Origin of the sequence: Plantibacter sp. Leaf1, from assembly GCF_001421315.1 — a bacterium.
In the GTDB taxonomy this organism is placed as follows: domain Bacteria; phylum Actinomycetota; class Actinomycetes; order Actinomycetales; family Microbacteriaceae; genus Plantibacter.
In genome coordinates this window covers 2,190,023-2,214,563 of the sequence record NZ_LMJX01000002.1, presented here as the reverse complement: position 1 = coordinate 2,214,563, position 24,541 = coordinate 2,190,023, and the positions used below count along the sequence as shown (strand labels likewise).

Here is a 24,541-nt window from a genome sequence, read left to right as displayed (position 1 = left end):
TCGCGCCGACTCAGAACTCGTCGAACTCGTCGTATTCGTCGAGACCCGACAGCGGCTCGGCCTCGAGGGACGGCACGATCTCGAGCGCCCGATGCGCGAACGACTCGACGCTGATGAGGAGGCCTGGGCTGACGAGGACGTTGACCGTGCGGTCGGAGGTGAGCGGAACCCGCACGAAGCGGCCGCCCGCCTGGACGGCCGATTCGATCTCGGTCATGAGCTCCTGCACGTCGACGGCAGGATCGATGTCGTATGAAGCGCGCCCGATGGCGATGCTGTACTGCAGGACCATCACCTCCGGGATCGGTTCGTCCTGGTAAGCGTAGGCAACGCACCCTGGGACGACGGTGGGTTGACCAACCCCGCGACTCATGCAGGGGGGTCCTGCACGAGTCGCCGGCTACCGGGCGCGGTCGACCCGCGTCTCCTCCCAGACGGGCTCGTCGGAGGTCTGGACGCGACCGTCGGAGCCGAAGACGAGGAACCGGTCGAAGCCTCTCGCGAACCAGCGATCGTGGGTCACGGCGATCACCGTGCCCTCGAACCCTTCCAACCCCTGCTCGAGCGCCTCCGCCGAGACGAGGTCGAGGTTGTCGGTCGGTTCGTCGAGGAGGAGCAGCGTCGCGCCCGACAGCTCGAGGAGCAGGATCTGCAGTCGTGCCTGCTGGCCACCGGAGAGCGACTCGAACGACTGCTCCGCGGCGGCGGCGAGGCCGTAGCGGTCGAGCACCCGGCTCGCGGCCTCCCGCGGCAGGCCCGTCCGGTGCTCGTCACCCCGATGCAGGATGTCGAGCAGCGTCCGGCCGAGGAGCTCCGGATGCCGATGCGACTGCGCGAACCACCCCGGCTGCACGCGGGCGCCCAGCTTCGCGACACCGTGGTGCAGCACCGGCTCGAGGGTGCCACCGGCCGCCGCCAGATGACCCGCGCCCGGATCCGGATCGGTCCCACCGCCGGCGAGCAGCCGGAGGAAATGGGACTTGCCCGAACCGTTCGACCCCAGCACGCCGATGCGCTCGCCGAACCAGATCTCCGCGTCGAAGGGCTGCATGAGTCCGGTGAGTTCGAGCGAGGAGCACACGAGCGCACGTCGGCCGGTGCGGGCGCCGCGCAGTCGCATCGTGACCTGCTGGTCCTTCGGGCGCTCCTCCGGCGGACCGACCTCCTCGAACTTCGCGAGTCGGGTCTGCGCGGCCCGGTAACGGGAGGCCATCGAGTCGTTGAACTTGGCCTGCTCGCGGAGCCGCAGGACGAGTGCGCGCAGCTTCACGCGATCCTCGTCCCAGCGTCGGCGGAGCTCGTCCAGCCGGTCGAGCCGTGCCTCGCGGGCCTCGTGATAGCTGCGGAAGCTCGCGCCGTGCGTCCACGTCGTGCTCCCCGCGGCACCGACCTCGAGCGTGATGATCCGGGTAGCGGCCTGCGCCAGGAGTTCGCGGTCGTGGGAGACGAGGAGGACGGTCTTGCGGGTCTCGGCGAGCATGCCCTCCAGCCAACGCTTCGTCGGGACGTCGAGGGAGTTGTCGGGCTCGTCGAGGAGCAGCACCTGTTCCGGACCGCGGAACAGCGCCTCGAGGACGAGCCGTTTCTGCTCGCCTCCCGAGAGCGTGCCGAGCGTCCGCCACTGCGCGCGGTCGTACGGGACGCCGAGCGCGGCCTCGCTGCAGCTGTCCCAGAGCACCTCCTGGTCGTAGCCGCCGGCGTCGGCGTACTCGGCGAGCGTCGTGGCGTACGCCATCTGTGTGGCCTCGACGTCGTCCTCCATGAGCGCGAGCTCGGCGCGGTCCACCGCCTCGGCCGCCGCCCGGACCCGCGGCGGTGCGACCTGCACGAGGAGGTCGCGCACCGTGCGATCGTCGTCGCCCCGCCCGACGAACTGGTCCATGACCCCGAGCCCGCCGTCGATGGACACGACGCCGGAATCGGGCTGCAGTTCGCCACGGATGATCCGGAGGAGCGTCGTCTTGCCGGCACCGTTCGCCCCGATGAGCGCGGCGATCGCGCCTTCGCCGACGCGGAACGACACCTCGTCCAGTAGGGTCCGTCCGTCGCTCAGCGTGTAGCTGAGATCGCTGACGTCGATGTAGCCCATGGTGTGCACTCCCCGGGGAGCCGGTCGCTCCCGAACGGACCCCGCGCCGAAGTGCGGAGCCGCCCACCGCCTGGCGAGCCGACCAGTCTAGCCGGACGCCCGTCCGGCGGTCGAGTGGTTCAAGCGAGCGCAGCGGCGATGTCGGTGATCCAGGTGCGGACGGTCGCGTCGTGCTCGACGAACCAGTCGCCCTCGTAGCCGCGGGGGACGCCCTCCACCACCATGATCAACGCGAGGTACAGCGACCAGAGGCGGGCGCGGGTCCACGCCGACTCGTCGGCGAGGAGCTCGTGGCCGGACTCCTCCCGGTAGGTGCGGAGCAGCTCGGCGTCGTCGGCGATCGTCGCGGGGACGTCGGTGAACAGGGCGAGCGAGACGAGGTCGGCGGTCGGGTCCGCCCAGTGCGCACGCTCGTGGTCGATGACCCCGGTGAGCTGGGCGGCCTCAGCGCCGTGCTCGGGCATGATCAGGAGGTTGCCGTCCCAGAGGTCGAAGTGCACGAGGGTCGCCTCGGTCACGGCGTCGAACGCCGGGAGTGCCTCGTCGACGAGCCCGAGGAGCCGAGCGGCGTCGACCGGCAGGTCCACCTCGAAGCGCGCGGCATCAGCGAGCACCGCGTCGAGGAGCACCCGGTACGCCTCGCCCGCCGTGGTCGCCTGCAGCTCGGGGCGGAACGGATACCCGAACCGGTTCCCGTCGTCGAGCCCGGTGGCGGGGGAGAGCGCTGCGTCCTCGTCGTCGCCTGGTTCCACGTGGAACGGCGTGCGACCGGCGGCGTGGAGGTGGGCGAGGGTCCGTCCCATCACGTCGCGCGCGAGTGGGACGGTCTCGGTGCTGTTCGCCGGGCGGCCGGTGAGCTCGGTCATGATGAGGGCGTCGCGGCCGTCGAGGTCGGTTGCGAGGACGATCTCCGGTTGCGGGACATCAGCGCGGCCGAGGATGCGGAGCGCGAGGGCCTCCGTGTGCATGAGCTTCCGCTCGTAGGTGAGGCCCTCGGCCGCCGCGGGTGAGAGCTTCACGATGGCGCGCTCGCCACCGTCGAGTTCCACGGCGGCCACCTCGTTCGCGGTGCCCTCCCCGAGCATCGTGATGGTGGGGCTCCCCGGCTGCATGGCCGGCCGCTCGGCCGCCCAGTGCTCGGCGAGGGCGACCAGGGTGGAACTGGGGGAGGGGGAACGGCTCATCCGCCCACGCTAGCGCCACAGGGCGTCGGCGGCTCGTGCCAAGCTGGGGCGTCCGACACGAGGGAGCACGATGAGCGCCGCAGCACCGACCACCCGCGTCACCGCGCTCGTCGCATCGGGATCCCGCAGGGTGCTGTTCGCCTACCTCGGCGCCGCGCTCATCTGGGGGTCCAGCTTCCTCTTCATGAAGACGGGGCTGACCGGCCTCTCGCCGTCGCAGGTGGCGCTGTCCCGAGTGCTGCTCGGCGCCATCACGCTCTGCATCATCATGACCGTCACCCGTCGACGCTGGCCGCGCGAGCGACGACTGTGGGCACACCTCGCGGTCGTCTCGGTGTTCCTCTGCGTCGCCCCCTTCCTCCTGTTCTCCTGGGCCGGGCAGTTCCTGCCGTCCGGGCTCTCGAGCATCCTCAACGCGACGACGCCCATCATGACGCTCGCCGTCGGCGCCCTGTTCCTCCCGAAGGAGCGGCTGAACGGCTTGCAGGTGTTCGGGATCTTCGTCGGAGCGCTCGGCGTCGCCATGGTCGTCGGTCCCTGGCGGGTGCTCGGCGACCCGGCGATCCTGCAGTCCGTCCCCGCGCAGCTCGCCTGCCTCGGGGCGACCCTCTGCTACGGCACCGCCTTCGTCTACCTGCGCAAGTTCGTCCTCGGCACCCACAGCTACGACGCCGTCGTCATCTCAGCGATGGAGATCTCGCTCGCCGCCGTCATCATGCTCGTCCTCTCACCGTTCATCGCGATGCAGCCCGTGTCGCTCGACCTCCCGGTCGTCGCCAGCATGGTCGCGCTGGGCGCCCTCGGCACCGGTGTCGCGTACATCTGGATGACGATGATCGTCGACTCCTGGGGCGCGACCGCGGCCTCGACCGTCACCTACCTCACGCCGCTCGTCGGGGTCGTGCTCGGCATCCTCGTGCTCGGGGAGGTCCTCCACTGGAACGAACCCGTCGGTGGCGTGATCGTCGTCCTCGGCATCCTCGTGAGCCAGGGCAGGCTCCGGTTCAGGCGGCGTCCCGCACCGATCTCGGCATAGGGTGGCTGGACGGCCCCATCCCGCCGGTCGGCGTCCCCACCACGGAACGAGGATTCACATGCGCATCGCATCCGGGCAGTTCTCCGCCGGAACGGACACCGACGAGAACCTCGTCAGCGTGGTCGCACTCCTCGGCGAAGCCGCCGCCGGTGGAGCCGAGCTGCTCGTGCTCCCGGAGATGAGCGGGTACGCGACCTCCGAGCCGCCGAGCGCGCTCGCCGCGATCGCCCAACCCCTCGACGGGCCGTTCATCACGGGCGTCGCCGCGGCAGCCGCCGCGCGCTCGCTCCCGACCGTCGTCGGCACCATCGAGGCGAACCCGGACGGCCTGCCCTACAACACGCTCGTCGCCATCGACGCCGAGGGCGAGATCGTCGCGACGTACCGCAAGGTGCACCTCTACGACGCCTTCGGGTACGCCGAGAGCGACGGCATCGCCGCCGGCGAGATCACCGAGCCCTTCGTCCTCGAGCTGGGCGGCCTCCGCTTCGGCGCCTTCACCTGCTACGACCTCCGCTTCCCCGAGAGCGCCAGACGTCTGGTCGACGCGGGGGCCGACGTCATCCTCCTGCCCGCCATGTGGATCGTCGGCCCGGGCAAGGAGGACACGTGGACCACGCTCATCCGTGCCCGGGCGATCGAGAACACCGCCTACGTCGTCAGCGCCAACCAGACGGGGCCGCTCGCGACGGGCAACTCGATCGTCGTCGATCCTGCGGGCGTCGTCATCGCGTCAGCCGGCGAGGCACCCGGCGTGATCTTCGCCGAGCTCGACCCGGCCAGACTCGACGACGTCCGGGCGCGAGTGCCCTCGCTCGCCAACCGCCGGTTCACCGTGGTCCCGCGGACCGCGGAATGAGCCCGGACGTGCGCGTCGCCGACCCTGCCGCCCTGTCGGAGGTCGTGTCGATCACCCGCGACCTCATCAGGATCGACACCTCCAACTACGGTGGCGGGCGCGCGGTCGGCGAGTCCCGCGCCGCCGACCTCGTCGAACGCCTGCTCGGTGAGGTCGGGATCGTCTGCGAACGCTTCGAGGCGGAACCGGGCCGGACCAACCTCATCGCCCGCTGGCCCGGCCGGGACCGCAGCCTCCCCGGCCTGCTGCTCCACGGACACCTCGACGTCGTGCCCGTTGACGCTGCGGCGTGGACCGTCGACCCGTTCGGCGGCGAGATCGCCGACGGCATGCTCTGGGGCCGAGGCGCCGTCGACATGAAAAACATGGTGGCGATGATCGTCGCCGCGGTGCGACGCATGGTCACCGCCGGCGAACAACCCGAACGGGACGTCGTCCTCGCGTTCTTCGCCGACGAGGAGGCCGGATGCGTGCTCGGCTCGCAGTGGATGGTCGAGCAGCACCCCGAGCAGTTCGCGGGGGTCGGTCACGCGATCAGCGAAGGCGGCGGGTACAGCGTCGCGCTCGGAGCACGGGCCGACAGTCGCGCCTACCTCCTGAACACCGGCGAGAAGGGCGTGTTGTGGCTGCGGTTGACGGCGCACGGCGCTGCCGGTCACGCGTCCCTCGCGAGCCGCGACTCCGCGATCGTGAAGCTCGCCGCCGCGGTCGGACGCATCGGTGCGCTCGACTGGCCGGTGTCCTTCACCGAGACGACGTCGCACCTGTTCCAGCGACTCCGAGAACTGACCGGTGCCGCCCCAGAGCTGTCGCCGTTCGACCTCGCCGCGCTCGTCGGCCCCAGCGCTTCCCGGCTCCGGGCCGGCCTGCAGAACGTGGCGAACGTCACGATGATCTCCGGCGGCTACAAGGAGAACGTGATCCCCGAGTCCGCGACGGCGACGGTCGACGCACGGTTCCTGCCCGGGCAACGCGACGAGGTCCTCGCGCGTCTCCGGGAGGCCGCCGGGGCCGAGGTCGAGATCGAGGTCGAGTTGGAACTCATCGCGATGGAGTCGCCAAACGACGGGGAGCTCGTGTCCGTCATCGAGGCCGCCATCGAACGCCACGACCCCGGCGCGACCGTGCTCCCGCACCTCATCCCCGGCGGCACCGACGCGAAGGCGCTCAGTCGCCTCGGCATCATCGGATACGGGTTCATCCCACTCCGGCTGCCCGCGGACTTCGACTTCCCCGGGATGTTCCACGGGGTCGACGAGCGCGTGCCGCTCGACGCGCTGGACTTCGGCTGCGCGGTGCTCACGGACATCATCCGCTCGGCCTGACGGCCCGCTGGGCCCATCTCGGTCCCTGAGCTTGTCGAAGGGCGGTCCCCATTCCGGTCCCTGAGCTTGTCGAAGGGCGGAGCCGTTGGTTGCCCTTCGACAGGCTCAGGGACCGCGTGGTGACGTTTGGGGACGGGGCCCTTCGACAAGCTCAGGGACCGGGTGGTGGCGCTCCGGGGCCGGGGCACCGCTGCTCAGCGGTCGACGCGCGGGGCCGGCCCGGCGAAGGGCCCGGTCAGCCTCGCCCACTGGAGCAGCATGATCGTCTTGGCGTCGATGATGTCGACCCCGATCCGCGCGACGGCATCGTCGATGTCGAGTTCGAGGAGTTCGATCTCCTCTCCCTCCTCCGCGAGCCCACCCCAGTCACCTGAGCGGGCGGCCGGGTCGTACTCCGCGGCGTAGAAGTGGAGTCGTTCGGTGACGGAGCCCGGGCTCATGAAGGCGTCGAACACGTGCTCGACGGCCTCGACGGCGAACCCGGTCTCCTCCAGTGCCTCGCGGGCGACGGCGGTCTCGGGGTCGTCGTCGTCGAGGAGGCCGGCTGCGGTCTCGATGAGTTCGCCGGTCGGGTGGCCGTTGACGTACGCCGGGTACCGGAACTGCCTGGTGAGGAGGACCTTCCGTGAGTCGCCGTGGTAGAGCAGGATGGTGGCGCCGTTGCCGCGGTCATAGGTCTCCCGCTGTTGGACGGACCAGGCGCCTGAGCGGTCCTGCACCCGGAGGGTGGTCCGGCGGAGCACGTGCCAGGCGGTGGCGAGCAGCTCGACATCGGTCACCTGGACCCGCGGGTTGCCGGTGAGGTCGAGGCCGGTGCGGTGCAGGCCGGTGCGCCCGCGGGCGTCGGGGAGCTCGGCTCCGGGTTGCGGCGGGCGGGGCGCGGAGGAGTCGGGCATGATCCGAGCCTAGGGCGGTTCCGCGAGCCGTTCCACGGGCGCTCGGCCCGAGTGTGCTGCGCCTACGGCAAGCCAATGATGAACACTCTTCGGTTTTCGCGGGTTCTGCAACATACTGGTGGGAGCACCGGTCGTGGTCCACGGAGGACCCCCGTCGAAAGGCACTCGATGACGAGCAGCAGCCCCGCCAACCCTGGAACCGCGGCCACTGACGCGCGGGCGGTCTCGTGGGTCGTCACCACCCAGGACGCGCCCTGGCAGGAGCAGCCGCCGCTCGCCTTCGGCCGGGTGACGGGCATGCCGAACGTCATCGTCGACACCGCCTCGCCCCAGCAGACGATCGACGGCATCGGCGGATGCTTCAACGAGCTCGGCTGGACGGCGCTCGGGCTCCTGTCCGAGGAGGATCGCGAAGGCATCCTGTCGGACCTCTTCACCCCTGGCGCCGGGCTCAACCTCTCGCTCTGCCGCATGCCCGTCGGCGCCAACGACTTCTCCACCGACTGGTACTCCTACGACGAGGTCGACGGCGACTTCGGGCTCGAGCACTTCAGCATCGACCACGACCGGGCGACGCTCGTGCCGTTCATCCAGGCGGCACAGCGGTACCGCGGCGACCTGCGGCTCTGGGCGTCGCCGTGGAGCCCGCCGACGTGGATGAAGACGAACGGTCACTACGCCGCCGCGCGCCCCTGGGACGGGTCCGACGTCGACAACGGCGTCCGCGACGACCAGCTGGGTGCCGAGGGGACGGACATGTTCATTCTCGAAGACCGGTACCTCGAGGCCTACGCCCGCTACTTCGCCCGATTCGTCGAGGCCTACGGCGAGGAGGGCATCCGGGTGGAGATGGTGATGCCGCAGAACGAGTTCAACTCGGCACAGGTGTTCCCGAGCTGCGTCTGGACGGCCGAGGGACTCGCCCGCTTCATCGCCGTGCTCGGGCCGGAGATGGACCGGCAGGGGGTGCGTGTGTTCCTCGGCACCGAGGAGCGACCGCACGACGCGCAGATCGAGACCGTGCTCGCCGACCCCGCAGCCGGACCCTGGGTGCAGGGGGTCGGGTTCCAATGGGCCGGCAAGGGTGCGATCGCCGCCGTGCACCACGCGCATCCCGAGTTGTCGCTGTACCAGACCGAGCAGGAGTGCGGCGATGGTCGCAACGACTGGCGGTTCGCCCGGTACACCTGGGGGCTCATGCGCCACTTCTTCACGCACGGCGCGGAGGCGTACACCTACTGGAACCTGGCGCTCACCGAGGGAGGCGTCAGTCGGTGGGGGTGGGCGCAGAACTCGCTCGTCGTCGTCGACCCCGAGCAGGGCACGTTCCGGTACACGCACGAGTACTTCCTCATGCGGCACCTGGGGCACTTCCTGCAGCCGGGCGCGCAGCGTCTCGGGACGATGAGTTGGACCGGGCACGAGAACCTGCTCGCGTTCCGCAACCCGGACGGCGGGGTCGTACTCGTGATGCAGAACGACCTCGCCGAACCGCTGCCCGTCCAGATCGTGATCGGCGACGACGTCATCACCCCGACGCTGCCGGCCGACTCCTTCGCGACCCTCGTCATCCCGCCGGCCTGATCGGTCGGGGTGGGTGGCTCGCCGACTCATGGTGCGTAGTCGTGGAGAACACCTGGGTTGAGGAAGAGGTGCTTCTTGAGGAGTTCGATGTCTCGGAGCGGCACCCGCGCGAGGTCCGCCGCATCATCGAACTGATCCCGGATGGTCTCGATGATGTGGTCGATGATCGCGCGCGCATCTTCGGGGGAGAGGCCGTAGATCGCCGACGCCTTCACGAGCTCGGCGAAGTTCGAGCGTTTCTCCCCTGATCGCCCGTAGGCCATGGCCTGCGTCGCGGTGTCTCCGGATCGCGCATTCGGAGCCAGATCGTACGCGGGCGTGAGGGTGAGATGAGCGCCGTCCCAGAACGCGGCGTGATTCCGCGCATGGTCGTCGGAATTCGAGATCGCCATGTTGAAGGCGATGCGCTCGAACAGTTCCCGACCCGGTTCGAAGGTCGCCGACCCGTGCTTGCGGAGTGAGTCGAGGAGTTCGGGGTAGTTCGCGCGAGTCCCCGACCACTCGTCGCGCGCACTCATCGTCAGGGCCGACACGACATGCTTCCGCTTCAGGCCGTCACGGTCGAACCTTCGAACGAGCAGTACTTCCTTGGAATCCACCGTGATGACCTCGGTCATCGAGGTTCTGATGCCCGCGCGGCGAGCGAGTTCCATCGCCGTCCCTTCGGCGTTGACGACGCTGAAGACGCGGTCCGAACTGGAGGAGAACTTCGCGATGTACGCCACGCCGTCGTCGACGATGGTCGCCTTCGGTCTGGCCCCGCCGATGCTGGTGCCCCTGATGAGCACGTCCTCGAGTGATGGAGGGAGCTTCCGGCCAGCCTGGAGCGTCGCGGACGCCTCCTGAAGTTCGGCCAACGTCGCCGTGCTCTCGCGAGGCACGTACTCGGTCGGACTCTGCTGGAAGTCGATCGCGCCGAACCGGTTGCTTCCTGACGCCAACATGTAGTCGATCTCGGTGAGCTCGCGGTCACCAGGCGCCTGACGGTCGTCGATGACGGCTCGCCCCCACGCGTCCGGGCTGCCATCACGCAGAGCACCTGCGATCGTGAGGCCTGGGAGCGGTTCGATCGTTCCGGACCGTAAGGGAAGTTCCGGTGCGTAGAGACTGATCGCCTCGGGACGATTCCGATACGTCGCTGCGTAGACGAAGGGCATCGTGTCGCCCCTGATCTCGACCGCGCCCGCGACGATGGGCACCTCGGAGCCGGGTAGCCAGGTCCACACGAACACGCGTTCAGAAGTCATCGCTCAGTTCTTCCTGCCGACCGTGGCGCACGCGGGCGGGGAGCAGCTCCAGCCGATCCTCCCCCCGTCTGCGCAGGCGAGCGAGTTCGACGCGGTCGTCGATTCCGAAGATCGGGACACCGACGAGATCGGCCACGTCGAACACGGTGCCGACAGCGGTGCTCGATGCACCGTTCTCGATGTTGGCGATCGTCGCGACGGAGATGCCGGCGCGTTGGGCGAGTTCGTTGCGGGTCCATCTCCGCCCGAGACGACCCTCCTTGACGAGCTGCCCCAAAATGATGAGCCCATCGCGGACCACCGGCCGCGGGGGTATGACACGTTTCGGCATCGGAACTCCATTTATGAGGTTTTAGAGATCTAAAACACGTTTTATCGTACCCTTTCTCTGCTGGACACGCGACGGCCTCTCGGGCCGTCCCTTGTGCTCGGTCGTGACGGCGGCCTAGCCTCTGGCGTACCGGCATCGGCGACGGAGGACTCATGGGCAGACTCATCTACTCGGCGATCACCTCGCTCGACGGTTACCTCGCCGATGAGGAGGGTCGCTTCGACTGGAGCGCGCCCGACGCCGAGGTGCACGCCTTCGTCAACGACCTCTCGCGGCCCATCGGCACCTACCTCTTCGGTCGCCGCATGTACGAGATCATGACGTTCTGGGAGACCGCGGACGAACTCCCGGACGAACCAGCCGAGATCACCGACTTCGCCGCGATGTGGCTGGCCGCGGACAAGGTCGTCTACTCGACGACGCTCGACGCGGTCTCCACGAGCAGGACCCGCCTCGAGCGGTCGTTCGACCCCGAGGCCGTGCGTCGCTGGAAGGCGGAGTCGGACCGCGACCTCAGCGTCGGCGGCCCCAACCTCGCGGCGGAGGCGATGGCCGCCGGGCTCGTCGACGAGGTGCAGCTCTTCCTCACGCCGGTGATCGTCGGCGGCGGCCTGCATGCGCTGCCGGCCAACCTCCGGCGGCGTCTGGAACTCGTCGACGAACGACGGTTCGCGGCCGGGGTCGTCCACCTCCGCTACACCGTCACCGGCGAACCCGTCTGAGGAGACCGAGCCGGCCGCACGCTCCGGCTAGACGGCCTCGAGGACGATCGCGGAACCCTGGCCGCCACCGCCGCAGATGCCGGCCGCACCCACGGCACCCGGCCCGACGGCCGCGAGACGGCGGGCGAGGTGACCGACGATCCGCGTGCCGGACGCACCGATGGGGTGACCGAGGGCGATCGCGCCGCCGTTCGCGTTCACGATCGCCGGGTCCACGCCGAGCTCCGACGTGGAGTGGACCGACACCGCGGCGAACGCCTCGTTGATCTCGACCGCGGCGAGGTCCTTCGCTGTGAGCGAGGTCTTGGCGAGGGCCGCGAGGATCGCGTTGGACGGCTGAGCGTGCAGCCCCACGTCGGGACCGGCGACGAGCGCGTGCGCGACGACCCGGGCGATCGGGGTGAGCCCGCGGGCGGCGGCCGCCTCCTCGCTCATGAGGACGACCGCGGCGGCACCGTCGGTGATCTGCGAGGAGTTGCCCGCGGTGATGGTGCCTTCGCCACCGAACGCCGGCCGGAGTCCAGCGAGCGATTTGGCGGTGGTGTCGGCACGGAGGCCGTCATCGGCGCTCACGACCGTCGGACCCTTCCGGCCAGGCACGGAGAACGGTTCGATCTCCTCGGCCTGGATGTCTGCGGCGGCCGCCAAGCGCTGGTGCGACCCCGCCGCCCATGCGTCCTGCTCGGCGCGCGCGATACCGAGCGAGCCGTTGCGCTCCTCGGTCGACGACCCCATGGACCGGTGCTCGAAGGCGTCGGTCAACCCGTCGTGGTCGAGGGTGTCGATGAGCTCGATCGCGCCGTACCGCTTGCCGGCGCGCGACCCCGACCAGGCGTGTGGCGCGAGGCTCATGGACTCCTGGCCGAGGGCGACGACGACGTCGACCTCGCCGGCGTCGATGAGGCGCGTGCCCGTGACGATCGCCTCCATGCCGGAGAGGCACACGGCGTTGACGGTGATGGCGGGAACGGTGAAGGGGATGTCCGCACCGACGGCGGACTGCCGTGCGGGGTTCTGGCCCGCGGCGCCCTGGAGGACCTGCCCGCCGATGACCTGCTGCACCTCGGCGGCGTCGACACCCGCACGGGACAGCGCGGCACGGATGGCGTGGGCGCCGAGCTCGGTCGCGGGGACGGCGGCGAACGCCCCGTTGAACTTCACGAACGGGGTGCGGGCGTACCCGACGATGACGGTGCTCATGCGCGTGCCTCCTGAGGCGTGGCGGGTGCGGTCGGCACGCCGCCGGTGGTGGTCGGATCGAGCTCGACGGTGAACTCCGCACCCGTCAGCGAGCGCAGTTCGTCGACGCTCGTGTCGGGGGCGAACGCTCGCAGCACGAGCGCCCCCTCGACGATATCGAACACGGCCCGGTCGCTGATGATCCGGTCGACGACGCCGACGCCGGTCAGGGGCAGGTCGCACGCCGCGACGATCTTCGGACTGCCGTCCTTCGCGACGTGCTCGGTCACGACGACGACCCGCGGCGTCCCGGCGACGAGGTCCATCGCGCCGCCCATGCCCTTGACGAGCTTGCCCGGGATGGTCCAGTTCGCGAGGTCGCCGGCGCCGGAGACCTGCAGTGCTCCGAGGATCGCCAGCTGCACGTGTCCGCCGCGGATCATGCCGAACGAGGTCGCCGAGTCGAAGTAGCTGCCGCCGTCGAGGAGCGTGACGGTCTGCTTCCCGGCGTTGATGAGGTCGGCGTCCTCCTCGCCCTCGATCGGGAACGGACCCATGCCGAGCAGGCCGTTCTCGCTCTGCAGGGTGACGTGCACCCCGGGCGGGACGTGGTTCGCGACGAGCGTCGGGATGCCGATGCCGAGGTTCACGTACTCGCCGTCGTGGAGTTCGGTCGCCGCGATGGCGGCCATGTCGTCTCTCGTCCACATGATGATCAGCTCCTCGCTGCTTCGCTCGTCGCGACGGCGGGTCGCACGGTCCGTTGTTCGATGTCCTTCACCCGTGGGGTCGCCGTCACGAGGCGCTGGACGTAGATGCCGGGGGTGACGACGGTGTTCGGGTCGAGGTAGCCGTCCTCGAGCACCTCCTCCGCCTCCGCGATCGTCAGGCGTCCGGCGGTCGCGACGATGGGGTTGAAGTTCCGCGCCGTGTGCCGGAAGACGAGGTTGCCCTCGCGATCGGCCCGGAAGGCGTGCACGAGTGCCACGTCGGCGACGATGCCCCGTTCGAGCACGTAGGTCTCGCCGTCGAACACCTCCGTCGGCTTGCCCTCCGCGACGGGGGTGCCGACACCGGTCTTCGTGTAGAACCCGGCGATCCCCGCGCCGCCCGCGCGCAGCCGTTCGGCGAGGGTGCCCTGCGGGGTGAACTCGACCTCCAGCTCGCCGTCGAGGAACTGCTTGGCGAAGAGCTTGTTCTCGCCGACGTACGAGGCGACGACCTTCCGCACCTGACGGTTCTCCAGCAGGATGCCGAGGCCCTTGCCGTCGACGCCCATGTTGTTGGAGACGATCGTGAGGTCGGTGGCGCCGGTGTCCCGGAGCGCTTCGATGAGGTCGCTCGGGTTGCCGCTCAAGCCGAACCCGCCGACGGCGATGGTGGCGCCGTCCTGGACGACCTCGTGCAGCGCTTCGGCGGCGCTCGACCAACGTTTCGTCATGTCACTCCTTCGTGGATACGGCGATCGGCGGGTGCCCACATGGTGGTACGACCATCCCGCCTGCACAGTAGTCACGCACACCTCGTCCGGGGCGTCAATGCGGGGGTCGTCTCGACCGACCGATCCGCTCATGACGTGGTCGAGGTCACGGCGTATGCTCACCATGTGGACAATCGGGTGGTGCGAGGTGGCTGAGGCGATGCGCGGCGCGCAGGTCGTCTCGCGCGTGAGCCGCATCCTGAAGATCGTGTCGGAGCACCCCGGTGGCGCGTCGTCCTCGGCCGTGGCTGCGGCTGCCGGTCTCACCAGGCCGACGGCGCACCGTCTGCTCGCCTCGCTCGCGGCCGAAGGGTTCCTCGATCACGACGCCCGGGCGGCGCGCTGGCACCTCGGACCCGAACTGTTCCTCCTCGGCTCGCTCGCCGCGGAACGCTACGACGTCGCCGAACTCGCCCGCGAGAGCGTCCGCATCCTCGCCCACGAGAGCGGGGAGAGTGCGTTCCTGTCGGTGCGTCGCGGCTTCGAGACCGTGTGCCTGCTGCGCGAGGAGGGCAGCTTCCCGGTCCGCTCCTTCGTGCTCACGGAGGGGGTCCGGTTCCCCCTGGGCGTGGCCTCGGCGGGGCTCGCGATCCTCGCGTTCTCGACTGATGCGGAGATCGACGACTACCTCGCCCGCGCCGACCTCGTCGAGCGATGGGGCGAGGCCCACGCCGCCGAGCGGGTCCGGGAGCGCATCCAGGAGACGCGGGAGCGGGGGTACGCGGTGAACCCGGCACTCATCCTCGAGGGGAGCTGGGGCATGGGCGCCGCGGTCTTCGACGCCGCGGGGAAGCCCGCCTGGGCGCTCAGTCTCACCGGGATCGAATCCCGGTTCCGGCCTGAGCGCCAGGCGTTCCTCGGCGGGCTGCTCCTCGAGCAGGCGCACGAGCTGTCGAAGCGCCTGCGCTGACCCCTGCCCCTGAGCCTGTCGACGGGCGGAGCGCTACTCCGAGACGGCGGAGAGCTCCTCGAACTCGTCGTCGGTCAGCTCGATCGTCGCGCCCTGCAGGTTGTCCTCCAGGTGCTCGACACTCGAGGTGCCGGGGATCGGGAGCATCACGGGCGAACGCTTCAGCAACCAGGCCAGCGCGAGCTGCGAAGGCGTCGCGTCGTGACGCTCGGCGAGCTGCGTGAGCGGGCCGTCCTGCTTGCTCAGAGCGCCGGTCGCCAGCGGGAACCACGGGATGAAGGCCACGCCGTGCTCGGTCGACCAGTCGAGGAGGTCCTCCGAGGAGCGGTCCGTCAGGTTGTAGAGGTTCTGCACCGACGCGATCGGGGCGATCTGCTGGGCGGCCTCGACCTCGGCCACGCTCACCTGGCTGAGCCCGATGTGCCGGATCTTGCCCTCGTCCTGGAGCTTGCGGAGTTCGCCGATCTGGTCCTCGAACGGCACGGTCGGGTCGATGCGGTGCAGCTGCAGGAGGTCGATGCGGTCGACGGCGAGGCGGCGGAGGCCGAGCTCGACCTGCTGGCGGAGGTACGCGGGAACGCCGGTGGGCGTCCATTCGCCGGGGCCCTGACGCGTCTGGCCGACCTTCGTGGCGATGACGATGTCGTCGTAGGGGTGCAGTGCCTCGCGGAGGAGGGTGTCGGTGACGTCCGGGCCGTACGCGTCGGCGCTGTCGAAGAAGTTCACGCCGAGCTCGGCGGCTCGCTTGATGAGGCGGATGGCGCCGTCGCGGTCGTCGGGTTCGCCCCAGACGCCCTCGCCGGTGAGCTGCATCGTGCCGTAGCCGAGGCGGTTGACCGTGAGGTCGCCGCCCAGGTCGAAGGTGCCGGCGGCGGTTGCGGGACGAGCGGTGGTGTCGGTCATGCGTGTGCTCCTTCGGAGAATGCGGGAGTTCCAGCGAAGCACTGCACGCTGGGAGTTGCACCCCCCTTGCGTGCCGGGTTCCTCCGCGGTCTCTGTCCGGTCCCCGAGCCTGTCGAAGGGCTCAGCTCCTCGCCGCCGCCTCGAGGGCCTCGCGGAAGGCGACGATCGCCGGCCTCGCGACACCCGATTCGCGCGCCGAGGTGAAGATGGTGCGCTCGGGGAGATCGGGCAGGTCGACGAGGCGGCAGCTCGCGTCGCGCCCGGCCCATTGGAGGTCGGGGATGAGGGCGACGGCGTTGCCCGATTCGATGAGCCGGATCTGCGCCTGCAGGTCGGCGGTCTGGTAGCGGACGTCGGGCTCGAACCCGGCGCGACGGCACAACTGCTCCGCGAAGTGGCGCGAGGCGGCACCGTGCGGCTCCATCACCCAGGGCAGGTCGGCGGCGTCCTCGATGCGCAGCACCGGGTGGATCTCGTTCGCGACCGGTGGGCAGGCGAGGCGGATCGGGTCGGTCGCGAGCTGCCGGCGGTCGAGTCCGGGGTGTCGCGGGGCGGCGTGCGCGGGGTACTGTTCCGCGACGACCACGTCGAAGTCGCGCGCCCAGGTCTCCGCGAGAGCCGTCTCGGGTTCGTGCTGCACCATCTCGACCCGCACCTGTGGGTGGTCCCGCCGCATCGAGCTGAGGGCCACCGGCATGAGGGCGAGCGCCGCCGATTGGAACACGGCCACGCGGATGGTGCCCGACACGGTCGTGAGCGACGCGCCGAGGTCGGCCTCCGCCCGCTCGAGGGTGTCGAGGAGGGCGTCGGTGTGTCCGACCAGGATCTCGGCCTGCGGGGTGAGCTGCACGCGGCGACCGACTTTGCGGAGCAGTTCGACGCCCGTCTCCTGCTCCAGGACCGACAGCTGCTGCGACACCGAGGAGGGGCTGAAGTTCAGGGCTGCGGCCACTTCGGCGATGGTGCCTCGGATCCGCAGTTCGCGGAGGAGCCGGAGGCGGCGGACGTCCAGCACGGCGGACTCCAATCCATCGGCTCAGCCGATGTGTATCGTTCGAGAACCTTCGCTGTATCTTATGCGTCCTGCCACTGATACTGGCACCATGACCGACACTCTTGCATCGACGCAGCAGCTCGACCGCGACGCCCTCGCAACCGAGGCCATCGCCCTCGTCCGCCGCTGGCTCCAGACCGCCTCGACGATCCCCGCCGACGCGTCCGCCCAGCAGCTCGCCGGTGTGCTGAAGGACCCGACCGGTCTCGAGTTCACCGTCGGGTTCGTCGACGGTGTCGTCCGCCCCGAGGACCTCCGCGTCGCCGCCCGCACGCTGCAGACCATCGCGCCGAAGGTGCCCGCGTTCCTGCCCTGGTACCTCAAAGCGGCCGTTCGATGCGGTGGCGCGTTCGCCCCGATCCTCCCGGGCGTCGTCATCCCCATCTCGCGCAAGGTGCTCCGCAACATGGTCGGCCACCTCGTCGTCGATGCGACGGACAAGAAGCTCGGTCCCGCGATCGCGAAGATCAAGACCCCCGGCACGCGCCTGAACGTCAACCTGCTCGGCGAGGCCGTGCTCGGCACCGGTGAGGCCGCGCGTCGCCTCGAGGGCACCCACAAGCTCCTCGCCCGCCCCGACGTCGACTACGTGTCGATCAAGGTGTCGTCGACCGTCAGCCCCCACTCGGTGTGGGCGTTCGACGAAGCCGTCGAGCACGTCGTCACGAGCCTCACACCCCTCTTCGAGCGTGCCGCCAAGGCTAGCCCGAACAAGTTCATCAACCTCGACATGGAGGAGTACAAGGACCTCGACCTCACCATCGCGGTCTTCACGAAGCTCCTCGACCTCCCGCAGTTCCACGACCTCGAGGCCGGCATCGTGCTCCAGGCCTACCTGCCCGACGCCCTGTCGGCGATGATCCGCCTGCAGGAGTGGTCGGCCGGTCGCCGTGCCGCCGGCGGCGCGGGCATCAAGGTGCGCATCGTCAAGGGCGCCAACCTGCCGATGGAGCAGGTTGAGGCCTCCCTCCACGACTGGCCGCTCGCCACGTGGTCGACGAAGCAGGACTCCGACACCAACTACAAGCGCGTCGTCGAGTACGCCCTGCACCCCGACCGCATCGACAACGTGCGCATCGGCGTCGCCGGCCACAACCTGTTCGACATCGCGTTCGCCTGGCTGCTCGCGAAGCAGCGTGGCGTCGAGCGCGGGGTCGAGTTCGAGATGCTCCTCGGCATGGCGCAGGGCCAGGCCGAGGCCGTGAAGCGCGACGTCGGCGAACTGCTGCTCTACACGCCCGTCGTGCACCCGCAGGAGTTCGACGTCGCGATCGCGTACCTCATCCGCCGCCTGGAGGAGGGCGCGAGCCAGGACAACTTCATGTCCGCCGTGTTCGAGCTGAGCGAGAACGAGACCCTCTTCGCCCGCGAGCAGGAGCGCTTCCTCGCCTCCCTCGCCGAGCTCGACACCACCGTCCCCGCGCCCAACCGCCAGCAGGACCGCACGAAGCCGGCCGAGGCCTCGCCCGTCGACGCGTTCGAGAACACGCCCGACACCGACCCCTCGCTCCCCGCCAACCGGGTGTGGGGACGCGACATCCTCACCCGCGTCGCCGACTCGCGGCTCGGGAACGACACCGTCGCAGCCTCCATCCTCGACAGCACCGAGGCCCTCGACGCCGTCATCGACGGAGCCAGCGCAGCCGGCGCCGCGTGGGGCTCGCTCTCCGGAGCCGAGCGCGCGGTCATCCTGCACCGCGCCGGCGACGTGCTCGAGCAGCACCGCGCCGACCTCATGGAGGTCATGGCCGCAGAGACCGGCAAGACCCTCGACCAGTCCGACCCCGAGGTGTCCGAGGCGATCGACTTCGCCCACTACTACGCCGAGCGGGCCCGCGAGCTCGACCACGTGGACGGCGCGACCTTCACCCCGGCGAAGCTCACCGTCGTCACCCCGCCGTGGAACTTCCCCGTCGCCATCCCGGCAGGCTCGACCCTCGCGGCGCTCGCCGCAGGTTCGCCCGTCATCATCAAGCCCGCTCGCCAGGCCCGCCGCAGCGGCGCCGTCATGATCGAGGCGCTGTGGGAGGCCGGGGTGCCGCGTGAGGTCCTCCGCTTCGCGCAGCTGGCCGACAACTCGCTCGGTGAGCGCCTCATCGCCCACCCCGCCGTGGAGCGCGTCATCCTCACCGGTGGCTACGAGACGGCGGAGCTGTTCCGCTCCTTCCGTCCCGAGCTCCCGCTCCTCGCCGAGACCTCGGGCAAGAACGCCATCATCGTCACGCCGAGCGCCGACCTCGACCTCGCCGTCAAGGACGTCGTCGCCTCGGCCTTCGGTCACGCCGGCCAGAAGTGCTCGGCGGCGTCGCTCGTGATCCTGGTCGGTTCGGTCGCCTCCTCGCGTCGGTTCCGCCACCAGCTCGTCGACGCGGTCACCTCGCTGAAGGTCGGCTACCCGGTCGACCCGACCACGCAGATGGGCCCGATCATCGAGCCCGCGAAGGGCAAGCTGCTCGGCGGCCTGACGACGCTCGGTGCCGGTGAGTCGTGGCTCGTCGAGCCGAAGCAGCTCGACGACAGCGGCAAGCTGTGGAGCCCCGGCGTCCGTGCGGGCGTCGCGCGCGGCTCCGAGTACCACCTCACCGAGTACTTCGGCCCGATCCTCGGCGTCATGACGGCCGAGACGCTCGAGGAGGCCATCGCGATCCAGAACGAGATCGACTACGGCCTCACGGCCGGCCTGCACTCGCTCAACCCGGCGGAGCTGCGCGTGTGGCTCGACGGCATCCAGGCCGGCAACCTGTACGTGAACCGCGGCATCACCGGCGCGATCGTGCAGCGGCAGCCGTTCGGCGGGTGGAAGAAGTCGGCCGTCGGTGCCGGGACCAAGGCCGGTGGGCCGAACTACCTCATCGGGCTCGGCTCGTGGTCGAGCGCCGAGAGCACGGCCGAGCGCACCGTCGGTCGCTCGGCGGAGCGTCGCGGCCCGAAGCCCGTCGTCGCCTCGCTGCTGCGTGCCGCCGACGCGGTGCTGCCCGCCGAGGAGTTCGCGTTCCTGCGTCGCTCGGTCGTGAGTGACACGGCGGCGTGGGCCGAGGAGTTCGGTGTCGCCAAGGACGTCTCGAAGCTCACGGCGGAGCGCAACGTGTTCCGCTACGTCCCGCGTGAGGTCCACGTGCGCCTGGTCGACGGCGGGTCCGTCGCCGAGCTGCTCCGCGTCGTCGCTGCCGGTGCGACCGCGGGTGCGACCGTGCACGTGTCGTCCGCTGTGGCCCTGGCACCGAAGCTCGTGCCGGCCGTCGAGGCGATCACCGGCGCGATCACCGTCGAGAGCGAGGACCGCTGGTACGTCACGGCCTCGTCGCTCGTCGGGACGAAGGCGGGCGCGCGGGTGCGGATCATCGGTGGCACGACGGAGGGCGTCGCCCACGCGACCTCCGGCAGCCCCGACGTCGCGATCTACGCCGGCGACGTCACCGAGGCCGGCCGCATCGAGCTGCTGCCGTTCCTCCAGGAGCAGGCGGTCTCGATCACGGCGCATCGCTTCGGCACCCCGAACCACCTCTCGGACGAGCTCATCTGATCCGACTCCGCGCGGTTCGCAATTCAGGAACGCCCCGGCGTGTCATCCCGACACCCGGGGCGTTCCGCGTTCCCACGCCGCAACCGTCCTGCGTTGTGGACCGTTCTCAGGAGACCTCCGGCGTGCCGGGTGGGTGCGGCGGCGACGCGCCGGGAGTCTCCTGAGTTGAGGATCCGTGGGTGGGGGAGTTCGCAATTCAGGACCGGTGCGGCGTGTCGGCACCGGCGGGCCACGGAAACGGGCGGCGCGCCGGAGGCGTCCTGAATTGCGAACCAGGGAGGAGGAGGAGCGGGCTAGCGGAGGGTGCCGTGGACGGCGAACTCGTCGATGCGGGCGAGCTCGGCGTCGTCGAAGTCGAGACGGTGGATCGCCGCGTAGTTGCCCTCGAGCTGCTCGACCGAGCTGGCACCGATGATCGCGGACGTCACCGTGTTCCGACGCAGCACCCACGACAGCGCGAGCTGCGCGAGGGTCTGACCGCGCTCCTCGGCGATCGCCTGCAGGCCGCGGGCGCGCTCGAGGTAGGTGTCGGTGATCGACTCTTCGTTGAGGAAGTGGCTCGTCGCCGCGCGCGAGTCCGACGGCACCGAGCCACCGAGGTAGCGGCCGGTCAGCATGCCCTGCGCGAGCGGGCTGAACACGACGGCACCGAGACCGAGGTCGTCGAGGGTGTCGAGCAGGCCGTCCTCGACCTCGCGGGAGAACATCGAGTACCGGGGCTGGTGCACGAGCAACGGCACGCCGAACTCACGGATCGCGGCCGCTGCGGCGACGGTCTGCTCGGGCGAGTAGTTCGAGATGCCCGCGTACAGGGCCTTGCCCGACTGCACGGCCGACGCGAGCGCGCCCATGGTCTCCTCGATCGGCGTCTCCGGGTCGGGACGGTGCGAGTAGAACACGTCGACGTACTCGACGCCGATGCGCGTGAGGCTCTGGTCGAGCGAGGACAGCATCGTCTTGCGAGAGCCCCACTCGCCGTAGGGACCCTGCCACATGTAATAGCCGGCCTTCGAGGTGATGATGATCTCGTCGCGGTGGGCCGCCAGGTCGTCGGCGAAGATCTTGCCGAAGGCGGTCTCGGCGGAACCGGCGGGCGGGCCGTAGTTGTTGGCGAGGTCGAAGTGGGTGATCCCGAGGTCGAAGGCGCGACGCACGATCGCGCGCTGCACCTCGATGCTGCGGCTCTCGCCGAAGTTGTGCCAGAGGCCGAGGGACAGCGCGGGGAGGCGCAGTCCGCTGCGGCCGACGCGGCGGTAGGTCATGTCGTCGTAACGGGTTTCGGCTGCTTCGTAGGGCATGGTCTGCGCTTTCATCATCGAATCGTCGTGGTGCCGGTGTCAGCGTACCGTGACCGTTCACGGTGACGACAGTGGCGACGTGGACTACCGTGAGCTGGTGCCGTCCACCTCGTCGACAGACCCGACCACGCCCGCGCCCCAGCCGCGGTCCGGATGCGGTGCGGCCATCGTCCGCGACGGTCGGATCCTGCTGCTCGAACGCCTCCGGGAGCCCGAGGCCGGGTCCTGGGGCATCCCCGGCGGCAAGGTCGACTGGATGGAACGCCTCGAGGACGCGGTCCGCCGCGAGACCCGGGAGGAGACCGGCCTGGAACTCGGACCCGTCGAGCTGCTCTGCGTCGTCGACCACTTCGAAGAACGGCTGCAGCAGCACTGGATCTCGCCCGTGTTCCTCGCGGAGACGTCGCAGGGGGAGCCGGTGCTCCGTGAACCGGAAAAACATGGCGGTGTGCGTTGGTTCCCGCTCGACCACCTGCCCGAGCGCGTGACGGTCTCCACCCGGGCGGCGGTCGAGGCGATCGGTCGGCGTCGGGGACCCGGCCGGTAGAGCGACGCCGACTCGTAGACTCGGGCGCGTGACCGATTCGCGATCGTCCAACGCCCACCACGAGTTCGTGACGTTCGACGCGCTCCGAGCGGAAGCGGTCGAACGACCCGTGCGGCGCGGCGCGGGAGCGTGGGGCTTCTTCGGCACCGTCGCGATCCTGATCGGTGCGCTGCTCGTCCCCGTCGCCATCATGAGCACCTGGGCCGACACCCTCCTCCGGGACACCGACGCCTTCGTGGACACCCTCGCCCCACTCGCCACGGAGCCCGCAGTGCAGGCCTTCGTCGGTGAACAGGCGCTCGCCGCGCTCGAAAGCCAGGTCGACCTCGATGCGGCCGCGGCGAGTTCGTCGGACCTCGCTGCAGCGCTCGGTCTCCCGCCCGCGATCTCGGAGGTGCTCGGCGCGATCGGAGGCGACACCGCCGACGCGTTGCGCGAGGTGCTGCGGCGGAACGTGGCCGAGTTCGCGGCGTCACCCGCCTTCGCGACCGCCTGGACGGACGCCCTGCGGGTCACCCACCAGCAGCTCGTCGCGGGGGTGTCCGGAGCAGACGGCGCGGTGATCGACGTCTCCGCCGAGCAGGGGCTCGGCATCCAGCTCGGTCCGATCGTCTCCGCCACGCGCGGCTGGCTCGTCGACGCGGGGTTCGGGTTCGCCGCGCAGATCCCGGACGTCGACCGCGTGGTCGACGTCGTCCCGGCCGATCAGGTCGCGCCGGTGCTCGGCGTGGTCCGGGCGATCGAGACGACCGCGGGATGGTCGCCATGGCTCGCCCCCGGGCTGCTCGTGCTCGGGGTGGTACTCCTGCTGCTCGGACGCCGTGATCCGAGCCGGACCGTGGCAGCGGGGGCCATGGGTGCGGTCGTCGGCGCCGGCGTGGCCCTCGTCCTGCTCGGCGCGGCCCGACTCGCGTTCATCGTCGCGATCGCGACGGTCATCTCCGGCGGGGTCGGTGAGGCCGCGGCGTCGTTGCTCCTCGGCCCGCCGACCGACTCGGCGTGGATCGTGCTGTGGGTGTCGCTCGGGGTCGCCGTGCTCGCGTTCGTCAGTGCCGCGCTCCGTCTCCCTCAGCGAGTCGCCGGTGGCGTCCGGGCTGCGAGGCGTCCGCTCCCTCGTCCGAACGCCTGACCGACCGCTGCCCGCCGGACGGGCGCTCGAGGTTGCCCTCGTGGTCTCGCCGGGGCGCCGCGAGCTTCCGATGGGCCGGTGCCTCCACGAGGGTGTGGAGGAGCCATGACGCGCCGAGGATCGACCCGAACCAGGCCAGGAGGACGAGCGCACGGAGGGGGAGGGGGAACGCGCCGACCGCTGCCGGCGTGATCGTCTTCGCCAGCAGGATGAGCACGAACACGTGCACGAGGTAGGTGCTGAACGACAACCGCCCGAGCACCTGCGCCGGTCGGCTCCGCAACGCGACGGTCGTCCGGGGGCTCGCGACCGCCAGGCCGCCGACGACGACCGCAGCGAAGGTGATCGCCGCCCACGCGCGCGGGGCGCCGGGTTCGAGGACGACGGCGGCGATCAGGAGCCCGAGGCCGCCACCCGCCGCAACCCACGCCGCGTGGCCGGTGACCGGGAGCCGTGAGGTCAGCTGCGCCACGCAGACGCCGAGCGCGAAGCCGCACAGCACGCGCACGACCGGGGGCGCCATGCCGTTCATGGCCGACGGCGCGAGCCCGGCCGCGAGGGTCGACACCGCGATCGTCAGGACGGCGACGACGAGCAGGGTCGTGGTCGACCTGCGCCGGGACCGACCGCGGATCGCCAGGGCCATCACCGGGAACAGGAGGAACGCGAGGAACTGGGCGGACAGCGACCAGGCCGGCGGGTTCCACCAAAGTGCATCGCCGAACCAGGCACGGGTCAGCGTGAGCTCGGCGAGGAGGCCGACGGGCGGGAACGCGCCGGGTTCGGAATCGATCCCCACGATTGCCCCGCCGAGGCAGAGCGCCAGGAAGGCGAGGAGGACCGCCACGTGAGCCGGGTAGAGGCGGGCCAGGCGGTTCCGGAGGTAGCGACCGTAGCCGCGCAAGGTCCAGCGCCTCGCGCCGTACGCCTGGGCGATCGAGTACCCGCTGAGGACGAAGAAGACGTCCACCGCGAGGCCGGTGTGCGCCAGCGGGGCGAGCCAGGAGAGTTCCGGCAGCACGCTGAACAGCCAGTCTGCCGAGTGGGAGAAGACCACCCACCAGGCGGCGAGGGCCCGGGCGCCCGCGAACGCGGTGAGGTCCGCGCGCGGCGTTGCGACCTCGAAGCTCGGGTCGGGTGGGGGCTCGCGGTCCGCGGTCGAGGTCATGGTGCTCCTGGTCGGTCGTGACGCGACGTTCATCGCCGGAATGTCAGTCTAGAGTGCTTCTGTACCTCATGTTTCTG

At 70.4% G+C, this 24,541-nt stretch carries 22 protein-coding genes; 9 read left to right on the top strand and 13 right to left on the bottom strand.

The window, feature by feature from the left end; genetic code table 11:
• Positions 1–10 precede the first annotated feature (10 nt).
• The 3 genes from ASE44_RS12675 to ASE44_RS12665 form a co-directional block, all read right to left on the bottom strand.
• Positions 11–373 (bottom strand): hypothetical protein, encoded by a 363-nt coding sequence (locus ASE44_RS12675; protein ID WP_157579935.1) that lies wholly within the window; start codon positions 371–373, stop codon positions 11–13.
• A 27-nt stretch (positions 374–400) separates the two neighbouring features.
• The gene (locus ASE44_RS12670; protein WP_056780330.1) at positions 401–2,089 is read right to left on the bottom strand and encodes an ABC-F family ATP-binding cassette domain-containing protein; all 1,689 of its coding nucleotides are present in this window, start codon (positions 2,087–2,089) and stop codon (positions 401–403) included.
• Positions 2,090–2,208: 119 nt separating this feature from the next.
• On the bottom strand, positions 2,209–3,273 hold the full coding sequence (locus tag ASE44_RS12665; protein WP_056780327.1) for a phosphotransferase family protein: 1,065 nt from the start codon (positions 3,271–3,273) through the stop codon (positions 2,209–2,211).
• A gap of 70 nt (positions 3,274–3,343) precedes the next feature.
• Here ASE44_RS12665 and ASE44_RS12660 point away from each other — a divergent pair, with 70 nt between their 5' ends.
• From ASE44_RS12660 to ASE44_RS12650, 3 genes are read left to right on the top strand one after another with little or no spacing between them, the layout of a single operon-like run.
• Positions 3,344–4,309: a DMT family transporter gene (locus ASE44_RS12660; RefSeq protein ID WP_082455995.1), complete on the top strand. Its 966-nt coding sequence runs from the start codon at positions 3,344–3,346 to the stop codon at positions 4,307–4,309.
• 58 nt (positions 4,310–4,367) lie between these two features.
• Entirely contained in the window at positions 4,368–5,168 is an 801-nt protein-coding gene (locus tag ASE44_RS12655; RefSeq protein ID WP_056010031.1) for a carbon-nitrogen hydrolase family protein, read from the top strand.
• Complete coding sequence (locus ASE44_RS12650; RefSeq protein WP_056010029.1) at positions 5,165–6,493, top strand: M20/M25/M40 family metallo-hydrolase; 1,329 nt, start codon at positions 5,165–5,167, stop codon at positions 6,491–6,493. The genes ASE44_RS12655 and ASE44_RS12650 overlap by 4 nt, the downstream gene beginning before the upstream one ends.
• 194 nt (positions 6,494–6,687) lie before the next feature.
• On the opposite strand, the gene ASE44_RS12645 is transcribed toward ASE44_RS12650, so the two are convergent.
• Complete coding sequence (locus ASE44_RS12645) at positions 6,688–7,389, bottom strand: NUDIX domain-containing protein (protein WP_056780325.1); 702 nt, start codon at positions 7,387–7,389, stop codon at positions 6,688–6,690.
• Positions 7,390–7,557: 168 nt separating this feature from the next.
• On the opposite strand from ASE44_RS12645, the gene ASE44_RS12640 reads away from it, so the two are divergent.
• Entirely contained in the window at positions 7,558–8,973 is a 1,416-nt protein-coding gene (locus tag ASE44_RS12640) for a glycoside hydrolase family 30 beta sandwich domain-containing protein (protein ID WP_056780323.1), read from the top strand.
• Between the two features lie 26 nt (positions 8,974–8,999).
• Here the strand turns inward: ASE44_RS12640 and ASE44_RS12635 are convergent, their stop codons facing one another.
• Together ASE44_RS12635 and ASE44_RS12630 are read right to left on the bottom strand one after the other, a co-directional pair.
• Positions 9,000–10,220: a type II toxin-antitoxin system HipA family toxin gene (locus tag ASE44_RS12635; protein ID WP_056780321.1), complete on the bottom strand. Its 1,221-nt coding sequence runs from the start codon at positions 10,218–10,220 to the stop codon at positions 9,000–9,002.
• Positions 10,210–10,551: a helix-turn-helix transcriptional regulator gene (locus tag ASE44_RS12630; RefSeq protein WP_056010021.1), complete on the bottom strand. Its 342-nt coding sequence runs from the start codon at positions 10,549–10,551 to the stop codon at positions 10,210–10,212. The genes ASE44_RS12635 and ASE44_RS12630 overlap by 11 nt, the downstream gene beginning before the upstream one ends.
• 152 nt (positions 10,552–10,703) lie before the next feature.
• On the opposite strand from ASE44_RS12630, the gene ASE44_RS12625 reads away from it, so the two are divergent.
• Positions 10,704–11,273 carry a dihydrofolate reductase family protein gene (locus tag ASE44_RS12625; protein WP_056780318.1) on the top strand — a complete coding sequence of 190 codons (570 nt, stop codon included), beginning with the start codon at positions 10,704–10,706 and terminating at the stop codon, positions 11,271–11,273.
• 27 nt (positions 11,274–11,300) lie between these two features.
• Here ASE44_RS12625 and ASE44_RS12620 read toward each other — a convergent pair whose 3' ends face one another.
• From ASE44_RS12620 to ASE44_RS12610, 3 genes are read right to left on the bottom strand one after another with little or no spacing between them, the layout of a single operon-like run.
• On the bottom strand, positions 11,301–12,473 hold the full coding sequence (locus ASE44_RS12620) for an acetyl-CoA C-acyltransferase (RefSeq protein WP_056780314.1): 1,173 nt from the start codon (positions 12,471–12,473) through the stop codon (positions 11,301–11,303).
• The gene (locus ASE44_RS12615; RefSeq protein WP_056780312.1) at positions 12,470–13,162 is read right to left on the bottom strand and encodes a CoA transferase subunit B; all 693 of its coding nucleotides are present in this window, start codon (positions 13,160–13,162) and stop codon (positions 12,470–12,472) included. The genes ASE44_RS12620 and ASE44_RS12615 overlap by 4 nt, the downstream gene beginning before the upstream one ends.
• Before the next feature lie 5 nt (positions 13,163–13,167).
• A complete protein-coding gene (locus tag ASE44_RS12610) occupies positions 13,168–13,893 on the bottom strand; it encodes a CoA transferase subunit A (protein ID WP_056780310.1) in 726 nt (241 codons plus the stop codon).
• Positions 13,894–14,092: 199 nt separating this feature from the next.
• On the opposite strand from ASE44_RS12610, the gene ASE44_RS12605 reads away from it, so the two are divergent.
• Positions 14,093–14,842, top strand: a complete 750-nt coding sequence (locus tag ASE44_RS12605; protein ID WP_056781193.1) for an IclR family transcriptional regulator — start codon at positions 14,093–14,095, stop codon at positions 14,840–14,842.
• 33 nt (positions 14,843–14,875) lie between these two features.
• On the opposite strand, the gene ASE44_RS12600 is transcribed toward ASE44_RS12605, so the two are convergent.
• Both ASE44_RS12600 and ASE44_RS12595 read right to left on the bottom strand, forming a co-directional pair.
• Positions 14,876–15,745, bottom strand: a complete 870-nt coding sequence (locus tag ASE44_RS12600; RefSeq protein WP_056780308.1) for an aldo/keto reductase — start codon at positions 15,743–15,745, stop codon at positions 14,876–14,878.
• A gap of 121 nt (positions 15,746–15,866) precedes the next feature.
• Positions 15,867–16,760, bottom strand: a complete 894-nt coding sequence (locus tag ASE44_RS12595; protein ID WP_056011797.1) for a LysR substrate-binding domain-containing protein — start codon at positions 16,758–16,760, stop codon at positions 15,867–15,869.
• A gap of 88 nt (positions 16,761–16,848) precedes the next feature.
• Between ASE44_RS12595 and ASE44_RS12590 the strand changes: the two genes are divergently transcribed.
• The gene (locus tag ASE44_RS12590) at positions 16,849–20,322 is read left to right on the top strand and encodes a bifunctional proline dehydrogenase/L-glutamate gamma-semialdehyde dehydrogenase (RefSeq protein WP_157579933.1); all 3,474 of its coding nucleotides are present in this window, start codon (positions 16,849–16,851) and stop codon (positions 20,320–20,322) included.
• Positions 20,323–20,615: 293 nt separating this feature from the next.
• Here the strand turns inward: ASE44_RS12590 and ASE44_RS12585 are convergent, their stop codons facing one another.
• Positions 20,616–21,620 carry an aldo/keto reductase gene (locus tag ASE44_RS12585; protein ID WP_056781190.1) on the bottom strand — a complete coding sequence of 335 codons (1,005 nt, stop codon included), beginning with the start codon at positions 21,618–21,620 and terminating at the stop codon, positions 20,616–20,618.
• Positions 21,621–21,699: 79 nt separating this feature from the next.
• On the opposite strand from ASE44_RS12585, the gene ASE44_RS12580 reads away from it, so the two are divergent.
• Both ASE44_RS12580 and ASE44_RS12575 read left to right on the top strand, forming a co-directional pair.
• Complete coding sequence (locus tag ASE44_RS12580) at positions 21,700–22,167, top strand: NUDIX domain-containing protein (protein ID WP_200921067.1); 468 nt, start codon at positions 21,700–21,702, stop codon at positions 22,165–22,167.
• A 28-nt stretch (positions 22,168–22,195) separates the two neighbouring features.
• Positions 22,196–23,296, top strand: a complete 1,101-nt coding sequence (locus ASE44_RS12575) for a hypothetical protein (RefSeq protein WP_056780303.1) — start codon at positions 22,196–22,198, stop codon at positions 23,294–23,296.
• On the opposite strand, the gene ASE44_RS12570 is transcribed toward ASE44_RS12575, so the two are convergent.
• The gene (locus ASE44_RS12570; RefSeq protein WP_162235752.1) at positions 23,214–24,464 is read right to left on the bottom strand and encodes an acyltransferase; all 1,251 of its coding nucleotides are present in this window, start codon (positions 24,462–24,464) and stop codon (positions 23,214–23,216) included. The genes ASE44_RS12575 and ASE44_RS12570 overlap by 83 nt on opposite strands.
• Positions 24,465–24,541: the final 77 nt, after the last annotated feature.

What these genes read in the sequence shown, in the direction of transcription:
- ASE44_RS12640 (WP_056780323.1), top strand. Translation starts at nt 7,558, where the DNA reads ATGACGAGCAGCAGCCCCGCCAACCCTGGAACCGCGGCCACTGACGCG.
- ASE44_RS12625 (WP_056780318.1), top strand. Translation starts at nt 10,704, where the DNA reads ATGGGCAGACTCATCTACTCGGCGATCACCTCGCTCGACGGTTACCTC.
- ASE44_RS12655 (WP_056010031.1), top strand. Translation starts at nt 4,368, where the DNA reads ATGCGCATCGCATCCGGGCAGTTCTCCGCCGGAACGGACACCGACGAG.
- ASE44_RS12610 (WP_056780310.1), bottom strand. Translation starts at nt 13,893, where the DNA reads ATGACGAAACGTTGGTCGAGCGCCGCCGAAGCGCTGCACGAGGTCGTC.
- ASE44_RS12605 (WP_056781193.1), top strand. Translation starts at nt 14,093, where the DNA reads ATGCGCGGCGCGCAGGTCGTCTCGCGCGTGAGCCGCATCCTGAAGATC.
- ASE44_RS12570 (WP_162235752.1), bottom strand. Translation starts at nt 24,464, where the DNA reads ATGACCTCGACCGCGGACCGCGAGCCCCCACCCGACCCGAGCTTCGAG.
- ASE44_RS12620 (WP_056780314.1), bottom strand. Translation starts at nt 12,473, where the DNA reads ATGAGCACCGTCATCGTCGGGTACGCCCGCACCCCGTTCGTGAAGTTC.
- ASE44_RS12675 (WP_157579935.1), bottom strand. Translation starts at nt 373, where the DNA reads ATGAGTCGCGGGGTTGGTCAACCCACCGTCGTCCCAGGGTGCGTTGCC.
- ASE44_RS12585 (WP_056781190.1), bottom strand. Translation starts at nt 21,620, where the DNA reads ATGCCCTACGAAGCAGCCGAAACCCGTTACGACGACATGACCTACCGC.
- ASE44_RS12645 (WP_056780325.1), bottom strand. Translation starts at nt 7,389, where the DNA reads ATGCCCGACTCCTCCGCGCCCCGCCCGCCGCAACCCGGAGCCGAGCTC.
- ASE44_RS12670 (WP_056780330.1), bottom strand. Translation starts at nt 2,089, where the DNA reads ATGGGCTACATCGACGTCAGCGATCTCAGCTACACGCTGAGCGACGGA.
- ASE44_RS12600 (WP_056780308.1), bottom strand. Translation starts at nt 15,745, where the DNA reads ATGACCGACACCACCGCTCGTCCCGCAACCGCCGCCGGCACCTTCGAC.
- ASE44_RS12665 (WP_056780327.1), bottom strand. Translation starts at nt 3,273, where the DNA reads ATGAGCCGTTCCCCCTCCCCCAGTTCCACCCTGGTCGCCCTCGCCGAG.
- ASE44_RS12660 (WP_082455995.1), top strand. Translation starts at nt 3,344, where the DNA reads ATGAGCGCCGCAGCACCGACCACCCGCGTCACCGCGCTCGTCGCATCG.
- ASE44_RS12630 (WP_056010021.1), bottom strand. Translation starts at nt 10,551, where the DNA reads ATGCCGAAACGTGTCATACCCCCGCGGCCGGTGGTCCGCGATGGGCTC.
- ASE44_RS12615 (WP_056780312.1), bottom strand. Translation starts at nt 13,162, where the DNA reads ATGTGGACGAGAGACGACATGGCCGCCATCGCGGCGACCGAACTCCAC.
- ASE44_RS12590 (WP_157579933.1), top strand. Translation starts at nt 16,849, where the DNA reads ATGACCGACACTCTTGCATCGACGCAGCAGCTCGACCGCGACGCCCTC.
- ASE44_RS12650 (WP_056010029.1), top strand. Translation starts at nt 5,165, where the DNA reads ATGAGCCCGGACGTGCGCGTCGCCGACCCTGCCGCCCTGTCGGAGGTC.
- ASE44_RS12635 (WP_056780321.1), bottom strand. Translation starts at nt 10,220, where the DNA reads ATGACTTCTGAACGCGTGTTCGTGTGGACCTGGCTACCCGGCTCCGAG.